The following is a 12,167-nucleotide window of genomic DNA, read 5'->3' on the forward strand; positions in this document are numbered from 1 at the left end:
TCAGCTCAAACAGCGCGGCGCCGGGAAATCGATCACGCTGCGGATAATCTCGCGCATTTCCGTGATCAGCGGCCGGGCATCGTCGCGGCGCCATTGCACGGTGTAGGTCAGCGGGGCCAGCGCGCTGTGCTTTGCGGCCTCGGCGCTGCCGTCCAGCACGCGCAGGCGGCCGCGTTGCTGCAGGGCCAGGGCCCATTGCTCGGGCATGTAGGTGAAGCCCAGCCCGTCCACCACCATGCCCACCACGGCACCCCAGCTGTTGCAGGAAAGGCGCCGCTCCACTGCCAGGCCGTGGCGGCCCAGCCAGTCGTCCAGCGTGCGCGTGGCGCCCGAGCCGGTGGGCAGGGCGATCAGCAGTTGCTCGCGCACCAGGCGCCGGGGCAGGCCGGTGCCGGCGCGGGCGATGAAGTCGTCGCTGGCGGCCCAGACGAAGCGCACCTGGGCGACCTGCTCGAAGGCCAGGCTGCTGCGCGAGGACGGCCCGGCAATGACCACGCAGTCCAGCTCGCCATCGACGATGCGCTGCTCCAGCACCTGGCCGATGTCGGTGTGGGGCTCCAGCTGCAGGTCGGGGTGCAGCTCGGCCACCCGCTGCACCAGCCGGGGCAGCCAGGTCAGGCCGCTGAGTTCGCCAAAGCCGATGCGGCAGCGGCCCTGCAGGCCCACGCTGCGGCCCGCCGCCTCGCGCAGCTGGGCGGCGCCGTGCAGCAGCTCGCGGATGCGCGGCAGCAGCTGCTCGCCCTGGGGCGTGAGTTCGGCGGCGCGGCCGCTGCGGTCGAACAGCTGCACGCCCAGCGAGGCCTCCAGCTCCGCAATGCGCTTGGACAGCGATGAGACCGACAGGTGCACGCGGTCGGCAGCCACGCTGAAGTTCAGGCAGGTGGCGGCCCAGTAGAAGGCTTCGAGCTGTTTGAGGGTCATGGCGACATTCTTCCAAAATCGAAATATCGATTCCTATTTATTTCGCTTTTCTTTGCAGGTTGGCCCTTCTACATTGGCCGGCAATGCCTGCCAACACCGTCCCCTCCACCACCGCTCCTGCAGCCGCTGCACTAGCCCCTGCCCGGCCGCCGCGCCGCCTGCGCCAGGTGCTGTCTCTCGATGATTTCGAGCGGCTGGCGCGGCGCCATCTGCCGCGCCCCATCCATGCCTACATCAGCGGCGCGGTGGAGGACAACGCCTCGCTGGCGGACAACCGCCGCGCCTTTGCCGAGCTGGCCTTCGTGCCGCGCGCGCTGGTGGGCGTGGCACAGCGCGATCCCTCCTTCGAGCTGTTCGGGCGCCGCTACGGCGCGCCCTTCGGCGTGGCGCCCATGGGCATTGCCGCGCTGTCGGCCTACCGGGGCGATCTGGTGCTGGCCCAGGCCGCACAGCAGGCGGGCGTGCCGGCCATCATGAGCGGCTCCTCGCTGATCCGGCTGGAGGAGGTGATGGCGGCCGCGCCCCACACCTGGTTCCAGGCCTACCTGCCGGGCGACCAGGGCCAGATCGATGCGCTGCTGGACCGCGTGGCCGCCGCCGGCGTGCAGACCCTGGTGATCACCGTGGACACGCCCGTGGCCGCCAACCGCGAGAACAATGTGCGCGCCGGCTTTTCCACGCCGCTGCGGCCCGGGCCGGGCCTGGCCTGGCAGGGCATCAGCCACCCGCGCTGGCTGTTCGGCAGCTTTCTCAAGACCCTGTGGCGCCACGGCATGCCGCATTTCGAGAACAACTATGCGCACCGGGGCGCGCCCATCCTGTCGGCCAGCGTGATGCGCGATTTCTCGGACCGCTCCCACCTGGCCTGGCCGCATCTGGCCGCCATCCGCCAGCGCTGGCATGGGCAGCTCGTGGTCAAGGGCATTCTTTCGGCCGCAGACGCCGTGCTGGCGCGCGACCACGGGGCCGACGGCCTCATCGTCTCCAACCACGGCGGGCGCCAGCTCGACGGCGCCGTGGCACCGCTGCGCGTGCTGCCCGGCATCGTGCGCGCCGTGCCCGGCCTGCCGGTGATGCTGGACAGCGGCGTGCGCCGGGGCACCGACGTGCTCAAGGCCCTGGCCCTGGGCGCGCGCTGCGTGTTCGTGGGCCGGCCCTTCAACTACGCGGCCTCGGTGGCCGGGCCGGCGGGCGTGGCCCACGCCATGGCCCTGCTGCGCGAGGAGGTGCTGCGCGACATGGCCATGCTGGGCGCCACGCGCCTGGACCAGGTCACGCCGGCCTGCGTGCGCCATGCGCAGGCCTGGGATGCGTTCTGAGCGGCAAGACAACGGTATCGACACAGACAACAGACACAGACACAGACGGAGACACAGCAGTGAGCAAGATTCCCGGATTCCATATCCACGCCCGGCCCGAGGCCGCCCTTGGCGATGCGCTGCTGCAGCGCTACCGCGGCTTTCCGGTCGCCAATGTCAGCGACGCCATGAGCCGCACCACGGGCACCTCGGCGCTGCGGCCCTTCCATCGCCGCCAGGGGCCGCTGGTGGGCCGTGCGCTGACCGTGCGCACGCGGCCCGGCGACAACCTCATGGTGCACCAGGCCATCGACATCTGCGGCTCCGGCGACGTGATCGTGGTGGACGCGGGCGGCGCCGGGCCCAACGCCATCATTGGCGAGATCATGCTGGCGCTGATGATGGCGCGCGGCGCGGCCGGCATCGTCATCGACGGGCTGATCCGCGACAGCGACACCATCGGCCAGCATGAGCTGCCCGTGTATGCGCGCGGCGTCTCGCACCGTGGCCCCTACAAGGACGGCCCCGGCGAGCTGCATGTGCCCGTCAGCATCGACGGCATGGTGGTCCACCCGGGCGACCTGGTGCTGGGCGACGGCGACGGCCTGCTGGCCGTGCCCGCCGCCGATGCCGCCGCCATTGCCGACCGCGTGGAGGCCATACAGCGCGACGAGGCCGACGTGCTCGCCGCCATTGCCGCAGGCCGCGCCGACCGCTCCTGGGTGGCGCGCACGCTGGCCGCCAAGGGGGTGCTGTGATGGACCGCCGCGTTGTCCGCTTCGACTACTGGCTGGACGCGGCCTTCGACCGCATCGTCTCGGCCGCGCCCGGTGTGCAGCTGCTCACCTGCCGGCGCGAGGGCGACGATGCCGCCGCCTGGCAGGCCCTGGCCGGTGCACAGGTCTACCAGATCACGGCCGCCAAGGACGAGCTGCCGCGCCACTGGTTCGCCACGGCGGACCTGCTGGCGCGCTGCCCCGATCTGCTGGCGGTATCTTCCAGCGGATCGGGCTGCGACACCATCGACATCGAGGCCTGCACGCGCGCCGGCGTGGCCGTGATGAACCAGTCGGGCGGCAACGCGGATTCGGTGGCCGAGATGGCCATCGGCCTGATGCTGTCCGTGCTGCGCCGCATCAACGAATCCGACCGCCTGCTGCGCGCCCCGGCCAGGGGCTTCAGCCGCGAGGACGTGATGGGCCACGAGCTGCGCGGCTGCACCCTGGGCCTGGTGGGCGTGGGCGAGGCCGGCAGCCGCGTCGCGGCCCTGGGCCGGGCCTTCGGCATGCAGGTGATCGGCTGCGACCCGGCCTATGACGCAGCCGGCCTGGCGGCGCGCGGGGCCGAGGCCGTCGGTTTCGACGAGCTGCTGCAGCGCGCGGACATCGTCTCCCTGCACTGCCCGCGCGATGCCTCCACGCTGGGGCTCATGGACGCCGCTGCCTTTGCGGCCATGCGGCCGGGCGCCGTTTTCGTGAGCACGGCGCGCGGCGGTATCCATGACGAGGCCGCCCTGCACGCCGTCCTGGCCAGCGGCCACCTGGCCGGCGCGGGGCTCGATGTCTGGGACCAGGAGCCGCCGCCCGCCTCCCATCCGCTGCTGGCCCTGCCCCAGGTGGTGGCCACCTTCCACACCGCCGGTGTCACGCACGAGGCCCGGCGCAACAACGCCGAGCTGGCCGCCACCCAGATCGTGCAGTTGCTGGCCGACGGCCAGCGGCCCGCGCGCCTGGTCAATCCCGAGGTCTGGCCGCATGCGCGCGAGCGCATCGCCAGGGCCTTGGACCCGTCCCGTTCCCCGTCCCGTTAGCCGCTTCCTTCACCATGACTAAAAAGCCTCTCAGACCACTGCAAGAGGCGACCCAGGAGACAAAGATGACACAGCAAGCAAGGCGCGCATTGTGCGCAGGCCTGGCCGCCGCCTGCATGGCGCTGCCGGCCCTGGCCCAGGCTCAGACCCAGACTCAGGGCGAGGCCCCCTATCCCTCGCGCAACATCGAGATGATCGTGGCCTACGGGCCCGGCGGCGGCACCGATCTTGTGGCGCGGCTGCTGGCCCGCCATCTGGAAAAGAAGCTCGGCGGCAGCGTGGTCGTGCTCAACCGCCCCGGCGCGGGCGGCGGCATCGGCTTTGGCGAACTGGCGCGGGCCAAGCCGGATGGCTACACCATCGGCTTCATCAACACGCCCAACGTGCTGACCATCCCCATCGAGCGCAAGAGCAGCTTCCACTGGAGCCAGTACGACCTGCTGGGCAACCTGGTGGACGACCCGGGCGGCTTTGCCATCCACAACAGCAACGCCATCACCACGCTGGCCGGCCTGGCCGCCTACGCCCGGGCCAACCCCGGTGCCGTGACCGTGGGCACCACGGGCACGGGCTCGGACGACCACCTGGCCATGCTGCTGTTCGCCAAGGCCACGGGCACGCAGCTCACCCATGTGCCCTACAAGGGCGCGGGCGAGGTGCGCGCCGCCGCCACGGGCCAGCAGATCACCATCGGCGCCATCAACGTGGGCGAGGTGCTGGCCTACCAGAAGGGCGGCACTCCCATCCGCCTGCTGGGCCAGATGTCGGCCGCGCGCAGCTCGCTGGCGCCGCAGGTGCCTACGTTCAAGGAGCAGGGCATCGATATCGAGCTGGCCTCCCTGCGCGGCCTGGCCGCGCCCAAGGGCTTGCCCGAAGGCGTGCGCAAAAAACTGGTCGATGCCGTGGCCGCCATCGCGGCCGACCCGCAGTTCAGGCAGCAGGCCGAGGCCATGTACGCGCCGCTGCGCTACCTGGCACCGCCCGCCTACGCGGCCGAGCTGGAGCGCACCGAGGCCGGCTTTCGCAAGCTCTGGACCGAAATGCCCTGGCAGGACGGAAAGCCCTGAAGGCCATGCCCATGCCAACCTTTGAATTCACAAGGACGACCGCCATGCGCTGTCTGCCGCGCCGCAGCCTGGCTGCGCTGGCCCTGTGCGCCCTGGCCCTGCCGGCCCTGGCGCAAGGCCCCATCACCCTCATCGTGGGCTGGCCTGCGGGCGGCCCCTCCGACAACGTGGCGCGGCTGGCGGCCACGCGCATGAGCGAGGCCCTGGGCCAGCCCATCACCATCGACAACCGGGCCGGCGCGGGCGGCAACCTGGGCAGTGACGCGGCGGCCCGCGCAAGGCCCGATGGCAACACCATCATGCTGGCCACCGTGGCCTCGCACGGCCTGAACTCCGCGCTCTACGCCAGGCTGAACCACGATCCGCTCAAGGACTTCGCGCCCATCGGCATGATCACCACCTCGCCTAGCGTGCTGCTGGTGCCCGTGGCCTCGCCGCTGCGCTCGGTCAACGATCTGCTGGAGGCGGCGCGTGCCAGGCCGGGCCAGCTCAACTACGGCTCAGGCGGCGTGGGCTCCAGCCAGCACTTGGCGGGCGCCAGCTTCAAGCAGCTCACGGGCGTGGATGTCACCCACATCCCCTACAAGGGCACGGCCCCGGCCATGACCGACCTGATGGCGGGCCGCGTGGACTTCGTGCTCACCACGGGCGCCATCCCCTTCATCCGCTCGGGCAAGCTGCGCGCCCTGGCCGTGGCCTCGCGCCAGCGCCTGCCGGCCCTGCCCGATGTGCCCACCTTCGAGGAAGCAGGCGTCAAGGGCTTCTACACCGACTCCTGGTACGGGCTGGTTGCCCCGGCCGGCACGCCGCGCGCGGCGCTGGAGCGCCTGAACGGCGCATTGGCCACGGCGCTGCGCAATCCCGAGGTGCAAAAGCAGTTCATCGACCAAGGCTCGCTGCCCGTCAAGCCCATGGGCGTGGACGCGTTCTGGCGCTTCGTGCGCGAGCAGATGCCCGTGGCGGCCGAGCAGGTGCGGGTGTCGGGGGCCAGAGCCGAGTGAGCGCAGCCGGGGGCGGCAGTGCAGGATCGGCGCAGGGGCGACTGCACAGCCGCAATGCAGCCAGCGTGTCACTGGCAGGTCACTGGCAGGTCACTGGTAGTTGAGCGTGAAGGTGGCCCGTCCGTTGGCCAGGCCTGTGGTGACGGAGGGCTGGGTCTGGACATAGCGCGCCGTCAATGGAATCACGTGGTTGCTGGTGTTTGGGGTGATGATGCCCGCCTGCCACTGGTTGGGATTGCCGAAGTTGGCGGAGTCCTCGCCGTAGCTGATGACCTTGTCGCTGCTGCGGATCTGGATGCCGATGCCGGCAGCCCCTCCGGTCACCGTCAGCACATCGGAGCGGTTGGCGGCATCGTTGGCATCCGTGAGCGTGACGAACGGGCGCAGGGTGGAATTGGCTTCGCCCCCGGTGCAGATCAGTTCCAGATCGAATGACTGGGGCGCGGAGGTAGCGCCTATCCCGTTGAACTGTGACCTGTTGACTCGCTGCAGTTTCACGGCGATGTTGCTCGTCTTCACCCGGCAACTGGCGCCTGTGCGCACCACGGTGCTGCCGGTCGCCTTCACGAGCCAGTTATTGCAAAGGCTATTGCAGTCAAACTGGGCGGATGAATAGCTGCTGACGCTGAAAGTGCCCGATTGAACGGCGCCTGTCTTGATGAGTTGCATCCATATGGTTTGCTCATGTACATCATCCTTTTGCCATCCCGTGGCTCCTGCATTGTTGGACGTAGTGGTGATGGACATGGTTTTGCCATTGGGGAAATTCCTGGCTTTCCATGTGGCACGCCAACGGACTCCTATTCCGCGCAAAGATGTGGAGTAGATATCGCCGTCCAGCGTAGTGGGGTTCATGATATTGGGCCATATTTCTGAAGATGGCCCCGAAAGCACACTGTAGGAAATTGTGTCGAGGGTGGATTTGACCATGGGCGATTCCCATAGCACTGATCCATTCATGATATTTCCTGCGGGAACGTTGATGATTTCCGGTAATTGGATGGTGGACGACACCGGGGTAAATATGCCTCCATAAATGGAGCTTACAGAAAAGCAAAGCGTTGCCGTAATGAGAAAATATCTGATTTTTTTCATATGAATGAAACCGGAAACGATGCAGGAGAGTTTGATGGGCGCGCTCCAAAGTCTATTCCTATGATTGATGGAAATCCATAGGATCATTCTGATATTGGCAATGCTTTTTCATGACTCCAATGCCGTGTTCCGTCCGCTGCCGTGGCGCGGCATGGCCACCGGGTCCGGCCTGCGGCACACCTGGCGCAAGCGGCGCCAACGACGTGGGCGGCCGCCTGGGCACGGCCGCCTGGGCATGGCCGCCTGGGCATGGGCGCCACGGGCGACGCCTTTGCAAGACGCCTGGGCTGAGCCGGTGGCTCAACCCCGCCTGCGCGCCGCCAGCCCCTGCACCACGGCCGCCAGCCGGTCGATTTCCTCGGTGGTGTTGTAGAAGGCCAGCGAGGGCCGCACGGTGGTCTCCACGCCGAAGCGCCGCAGGATGGGCTGGGCGCAGTGGTGGCCGGTGCGCACGGCGATGCCTTCGGCGTTGAGCGCCTCGCCCACCTCGGCCGTGGTCCAGCCCTTGAGCACGAAGGACAGTACGCTGGCCTTGTCGGCCGCCGTGCCGATCAGGCGCAGGCCGGGGATGGGCGCCAGCGCCTGCGTGCCGTACTGCAGCAGATCGTGCTCGTAGCGCGCGATGCGCTCCATGCCCAGGGCCTGCACGTAGTCGATGGCGGCGCCCAGGCCCACGGCGTCGGCAATGTTGCCGGTGCCGGCCTCGAAGGTGTTGGGCAGGGGCTGGTAGACGGTTTTCTCGAAGGTCACGTCGGCAATCATGTTGCCGCCGCCCTGCCAGGGCGGCATGTCCTCCAGCACCTCGCGCCGTCCCCAGACCACGCCGATGCCCGTGGGGCCGAAGACCTTGTGGCCCGAGAACACGAAGAAGTCCGCACCGATGGCCTGCACGTCCACGGCCATGTGCGAGACCGACTGCGCGCCATCGACCAGGGCCCGGGCGCCCGCCTGGTGGGCCAGCTCCACGATCTGCTGCACGGGCACGACCGTGCCCAGCGCGTTGGAGACCTGGGTGACGGAGACGATCTTGGTGCGCGGGTTCAGCAGCCTGCGGTATTCATCGATGAGCACCTGGCCCGAGTCGTCCACCGGGATCACGCGGATCTTCGCGCCCTTGGCGGCCGCCAGCTGCTGCCAGGGCACGATGTTGGCGTGGTGCTCCAGGTGGGAGACGATGATCTCGTCGCCCTCGCCCACATGCTGCCAGCCCCAGCTCTTGGCCACGAGGTTGATGGCCTCGGTGGTGCCGCGCACGAAGATGACCTCGTTCACGTCGGGCGCGTTGATGAAGCGGCGCACGCTCTCGCGCGCGCCCTCGTAGGCGTCGGTGGCGCGGGCAGCGAGTTCATGGGCTGCGCGGTGGATGTTGGAATTCTCGTGTTCGTAGAAGTGGCGAATGCGCTCTATCACCGCGCGCGGCTTGTGCGTGGTGGCCGCGTTGTCCAGCCAGGCCAGGGGCCGGCCGTTGACGTGCTCGGACAGGATGGGAAAGTCCCGGCGCACGGCATGCACGTCGAAGGGCGCCTGCACGCTGGCCGCTCCATGCCTTGCCCCGTGCGAAGCCTGCTGGCGCTGCAGCGGATGGGCCGGCGTGGTGTAGCCGGAGGGCAGCACCACGGGATCGACAAAGTAAAAGCGCGGCTCGGCCGAAGGCACGGTGGACGCAATGCCGGGCCCTTCTGTGGGCACGCCGATGCGCGGCACGGCGGGTGCCGCAGGTGCAGCAGGTGCCGCAGGTGCAGCAGGTGCAGCAGGTGCCGTGAACGGGAGCGCGGCCAGCGCATCCAGCGGATCGCCCTGGCGCTGGGGCACGCCCAGCACCTGCGATCCCAGGCGCGGCTCGTAGGCGGGCAGGGCGCTCACGACATGGTCGGGCACGCCGTTGCCGGCCTGGGCATGGGGCAGCAGCGCGGGCGCGCGGTGGGCCAGCGAGGCCAGCGGCGCGGGCGAGGCCGGCAGCAGGTTGCTGCCCGGCGCCAGGCCCTGTGGGATGGGCGTGCCCGGCACGCCGGGGCCCAGGCCCGCGGGGCTGGCCAGCGGCGAGCCGGGCGGCGCCACGTTCACGGGGGCCTGCACGCCAGCAGGCAGGCCGGGAAGACCCGGAAGACCAGGCAGGGCAGGAGCCGATCCCGGTGCGGCGGAGAACAGGGCGTTGGCCATGCGCGCCAGCGCCTCGGGGTCGAAGGGCGCCTGGGGCGCCACGGAGGTGATTGCAGACACGGTCAACGCCCGGCCTCTTTACTTGTAGGTGTCGGGATAGTCGTGGTACTTGCCGATCTCGACATCGTCGAGCACGGCCAGCGCATCGGGCGTGAGCACGGCCAGCGAGCAGTACAGCGAGATCAGGTAGGACGCGATGGCATGGTTGTTGATGCCCATGAAGCGCACCGACAGGCCCGGGCTCTGCTCGCCCGGCAGGCCGGGCTGGTACAGGCCGACCACGCCCTGGCGCTTGTCGCCCACGCGCAGCAGCAGGATCTTGCTCTTGCCATCGGCCACGGGCACCTTGTCCGAGGGGATCAGCGGAATGCCGCGCCAGGTGATGAACTGCGAGCCGAACAGGCTGACCGTGGGCGGCGGCGTGCCGCGGCGCGTGGCCTCGCGGCCGAAGGCGGCAATGGCCAGCGGATGGGTCAGGAAGAAGGCGGGCTCCTTCCAGACCTTGGTCAGCAGCTCGTCCAGGTCGTCGGGCGTGGGCGCGCCGGTCAGCGGGAAGATGCGCTGCTCGTCCGTGACCTGGGCCAGCAGGCCGTAGTCGGGGTTGTTGATGAGCTCGCTTTCCTGGTTCTCCTTGATGGTCTCGATGGTCAGGCGCAGCTGTTCCTTGATCTGGTCATGCGGGCTGCTGTAGAGGTCGGAGATGCGCGTGTGCACATCCAGGATGGTGGAGACGGCGTTGAGGAAGTACTCGCGCGGCTGCTCCTCGTAGTCCACATAGGTGCGCGGCAGCTGGTTGTCTTCCTGCTTGGCCGTGCAGGTGACCTTGATGGCCTCCGGGTTCTTGACGCGGTTGAGGCGGTAGATGCCGGCCTCCACCGGCGACCATTGCAGCAGGTGCGTCAGCCAGCGCGGGCTGATGGTCGAAAGCTGGGGAACGGTTTTGGTTGCGTTGGCCAGTTGCCGCGCGGCGTTGTCGCCTAGCGCGGTCGTGCCGCCCACTGTTGCCGACATGTGCAGACTCCGTGATCAGTTCAGGAAAAAGGGAAGGGGAAGGAGGGAAACAGGGCCAGTGTCCCGGCCCGCGCACATGTCTTCAACATGCTATAGCCGCCAAGCGCAGGCCCCGCACCAGCTGGTCGTGGGCCACGGTCTCGCCGCGCATGACCAGGGCCGAGGGCTGCACGCCCAGCGAGACGGCCAGCTTCTCCACGGTCAGCAGCGAGGCGATGACGCGGCCGCGCTCTATCTCTCCCACGTAGGAGCGGTTCAGGTCCGAGTGCTCGGCCAGCCGCTCCTGCGACCAGCCATGGGCCTCGCGCGCCTGGCGCACGGCAATGCCGAAGCTGGTGACAAGACGGGTGCTCATAGGGCCACCTCCCGGGGCTGCTGCGCGTGCTCGCGCGCATGGGCCTGGGTGACATGGGCGCCGGGCGGCACGTCCTCGGTCACCCAGACATTGCCGCCGATGACGGCGCCGCGCCCCAGCGTGACGCGGCCCAGGATGGTGGCGCCCGCGTAGATGACCACGTCGTCCTCCACCACCGGATGGCGCGCCAGGCCCTTGCGCAGGTGGCCGTGCTCATCGGTGGGAAAGCGCTTGGCGCCCAGGGTGACGGCCTGGTACAGCCGCACGCGCTCGCCGATCACGGCGGTCTCGCCGATCACCACGCCCGTGCCGTGGTCCATGAAAAAGCCCCGCCCGATCTTCGCGCCCGGGTGGATGTCGATGCCCGTCTGCGCATGCGACAGCTCGGCCACGATGCGCGCCAGCAGCGGCTGCTCCAGCAGGTACAGCTGGTGGGCCAGGCGGTGGTGGATCATGGCCAGCACGCCCGGATAGCACAGCAGCACCTCGTCCACGCTGCGCGCGGCGGGATCGCCCTGGAAGGCGGCCAGCACGTCGCTGTCGAGCAGGCGGCGGATCTGGGGCAGGGACTCGGCAAAGGCGCGTGCGATGTCCAGCGCCATGGCATCGGCGCCCGCTGCCGTGTGGGGCGCGGACAGCCGCAGCTCCAGCCGTATCTGGCCCAGCAGCGCATGCAGGGCCGAGTCCAGCTGGTGGGCCACGAAGATGTCCTCGCTTTCCTGGCGCAGGTCGTGCGGGCCCAGGCGCATGGGAAACAGGGCTGCCTTGAGCTGGTCGATCAGGGTGGAAAGCGCGTCGCGCGAGGGAAACTCGCGCGCCCCGGGCTCCTGGGTGCGGCCGTGCGCCTCGCGCCATTCGCGGCGCGCCGCATGCAGGTTCTGGGTGAGTCCGGCAATGTCGAAACTGGCCATCTGCGTGCTCCTTCAGTCTTGAATCCAGGGCAGGCCGTGGAAGCGCCAGCCGTCGTTTTTGCCGCGCTGCTGACGCGCATCGATCTCGCCCTCGAAGCCTTCGAGCACGTTGAACACATGGGCGAATCCGGCCTGGGCCGCCGCCTGGGCCGCCAGCACCGAGCGCTTGCCGCTGCGGCACAGCAGCAGGGCCACGGCCTCCTTGCCGCCGTGCGGTGCCAGGCGCGCTTCCAGTTCGCGGGCAAAGCGCGGGTTGCGCGTCAGCGCCGTGCCCGTGGCCCAGGGCACGTGCAGGGTGCCCTGCACCTGGCCGACGAACTTGCGTTCCTCGGCCGTGCGCACATCGACCAGCACGGCCTGGCCGGCCTGCACCAGCGCCCAGGCCACGGGCGGGCGCACGCCGCCTGCGTGGCCCAGCCCCTGTGCGCGGGCGTGGTCCTGTGCCTCCTGCAGCGCCTGGGGCAGGGCGGTTTCCAAAGTGAGGGCTGTCATGTCGTCGTCCTTGCGGAGAATTCGCGGGTTGGTGGCTATAGGCACC

12 protein-coding genes are annotated in these 12,167 nt (G+C 69.3%); 5 read left to right on the forward strand and 7 right to left on the reverse strand.

The annotated features are described in order from the left end of the window. Positions 1–921, reverse strand: a complete 921-nt coding sequence (locus G4D77_RS20795) for a LysR family transcriptional regulator (RefSeq protein WP_012207596.1) — start codon at positions 919–921, stop codon at positions 1–3. Between the two features lie 83 nt (positions 922–1,004). On the opposite strand from G4D77_RS20795, the gene G4D77_RS20800 reads away from it, so the two are divergent. The 5 genes from G4D77_RS20800 to G4D77_RS20820 all read left to right on the forward strand — a co-directional run bounded on the left by G4D77_RS20800 (position 1,005) and on the right by G4D77_RS20820 (position 6,097). Next, positions 1,005–2,240: an alpha-hydroxy acid oxidase gene (locus tag G4D77_RS20800; RefSeq protein ID WP_154833482.1), complete on the forward strand. Its 1,236-nt coding sequence runs from the start codon at positions 1,005–1,007 to the stop codon at positions 2,238–2,240. A 59-nt stretch (positions 2,241–2,299) separates the two neighbouring features. Then, entirely contained in the window at positions 2,300–2,977 is a 678-nt protein-coding gene (locus tag G4D77_RS20805) for an RraA family protein (RefSeq protein WP_154833483.1), read from the forward strand. Beyond that, a complete protein-coding gene (locus G4D77_RS20810; protein WP_213757730.1) occupies positions 2,977–4,029 on the forward strand; it encodes a hydroxyacid dehydrogenase in 1,053 nt (350 codons plus the stop codon). Before G4D77_RS20805 ends, G4D77_RS20810 begins: the two co-directional genes overlap by 1 nt. A gap of 65 nt (positions 4,030–4,094) precedes the next feature. Beyond that, positions 4,095–5,096, forward strand: a complete 1,002-nt coding sequence (locus G4D77_RS20815; protein WP_016450801.1) for a tripartite tricarboxylate transporter substrate binding protein — start codon at positions 4,095–4,097, stop codon at positions 5,094–5,096. Positions 5,097–5,140: 44 nt separating this feature from the next. Beyond that, a complete protein-coding gene (locus G4D77_RS20820) occupies positions 5,141–6,097 on the forward strand; it encodes a Bug family tripartite tricarboxylate transporter substrate binding protein (RefSeq protein WP_154833484.1) in 957 nt (318 codons plus the stop codon). Positions 6,098–6,187: 90 nt separating this feature from the next. Here G4D77_RS20820 and G4D77_RS20825 read toward each other — a convergent pair whose 3' ends face one another. From G4D77_RS20825 to G4D77_RS20850, 6 genes are all read right to left on the reverse strand, one after another. Beyond that, positions 6,188–7,192 carry a fimbrial protein gene (locus tag G4D77_RS20825; RefSeq protein WP_227740900.1) on the reverse strand — a complete coding sequence of 335 codons (1,005 nt, stop codon included), beginning with the start codon at positions 7,190–7,192 and terminating at the stop codon, positions 6,188–6,190. Positions 7,193–7,492: 300 nt separating this feature from the next. After that, complete coding sequence (locus G4D77_RS20830) at positions 7,493–9,418, reverse strand: family 2A encapsulin nanocompartment cargo protein cysteine desulfurase (RefSeq protein ID WP_213757731.1); 1,926 nt, start codon at positions 9,416–9,418, stop codon at positions 7,493–7,495. Positions 9,419–9,430: 12 nt separating this feature from the next. Next, entirely contained in the window at positions 9,431–10,363 is a 933-nt protein-coding gene (locus tag G4D77_RS20835) for a family 2A encapsulin nanocompartment shell protein (protein WP_013800566.1), read from the reverse strand. 82 nt (positions 10,364–10,445) lie between these two features. After that, positions 10,446–10,718: a helix-turn-helix domain-containing protein gene (locus G4D77_RS20840; protein WP_012207587.1), complete on the reverse strand. Its 273-nt coding sequence runs from the start codon at positions 10,716–10,718 to the stop codon at positions 10,446–10,448. After that, complete coding sequence (epsC, locus tag G4D77_RS20845) at positions 10,715–11,629, reverse strand: serine O-acetyltransferase EpsC (protein ID WP_013800567.1); 915 nt, start codon at positions 11,627–11,629, stop codon at positions 10,715–10,717. Before epsC ends, G4D77_RS20840 begins: the two co-directional genes overlap by 4 nt. Positions 11,630–11,641: 12 nt before the next feature. Further along, a complete protein-coding gene (locus G4D77_RS20850) occupies positions 11,642–12,121 on the reverse strand; it encodes a rhodanese-like domain-containing protein (RefSeq protein ID WP_154833485.1) in 480 nt (159 codons plus the stop codon). Positions 12,122–12,167 lie beyond the last annotated feature (46 nt).

The organism is Delftia sp. WY8 (assembly GCF_018437695.1).
Classification (GTDB): domain Bacteria; phylum Pseudomonadota; class Gammaproteobacteria; order Burkholderiales; family Burkholderiaceae_C; genus Comamonas; species Comamonas tsuruhatensis.

What these genes read in the sequence shown, in the direction of transcription:
- G4D77_RS20795 (WP_012207596.1), bottom strand. Translation starts at nt 921, where the DNA reads ATGACCCTCAAACAGCTCGAAGCCTTCTACTGGGCCGCCACCTGCCTG.
- G4D77_RS20800 (WP_154833482.1), top strand. Translation starts at nt 1,005, where the DNA reads ATGCCTGCCAACACCGTCCCCTCCACCACCGCTCCTGCAGCCGCTGCA.
- G4D77_RS20810 (WP_213757730.1), top strand. Translation starts at nt 2,977, where the DNA reads ATGGACCGCCGCGTTGTCCGCTTCGACTACTGGCTGGACGCGGCCTTC.
- G4D77_RS20815 (WP_016450801.1), top strand. Translation starts at nt 4,095, where the DNA reads ATGACACAGCAAGCAAGGCGCGCATTGTGCGCAGGCCTGGCCGCCGCC.
- G4D77_RS20820 (WP_154833484.1), top strand. Translation starts at nt 5,141, where the DNA reads ATGCGCTGTCTGCCGCGCCGCAGCCTGGCTGCGCTGGCCCTGTGCGCC.
- G4D77_RS20825 (WP_227740900.1), bottom strand. Translation starts at nt 7,192, where the DNA reads ATGAAAAAAATCAGATATTTTCTCATTACGGCAACGCTTTGCTTTTCT.
- G4D77_RS20835 (WP_013800566.1), bottom strand. Translation starts at nt 10,363, where the DNA reads ATGTCGGCAACAGTGGGCGGCACGACCGCGCTAGGCGACAACGCCGCG.
- G4D77_RS20840 (WP_012207587.1), bottom strand. Translation starts at nt 10,718, where the DNA reads ATGAGCACCCGTCTTGTCACCAGCTTCGGCATTGCCGTGCGCCAGGCG.
- epsC (WP_013800567.1), bottom strand. Translation starts at nt 11,629, where the DNA reads ATGGCCAGTTTCGACATTGCCGGACTCACCCAGAACCTGCATGCGGCG.
- G4D77_RS20850 (WP_154833485.1), bottom strand. Translation starts at nt 12,121, where the DNA reads ATGACAGCCCTCACTTTGGAAACCGCCCTGCCCCAGGCGCTGCAGGAG.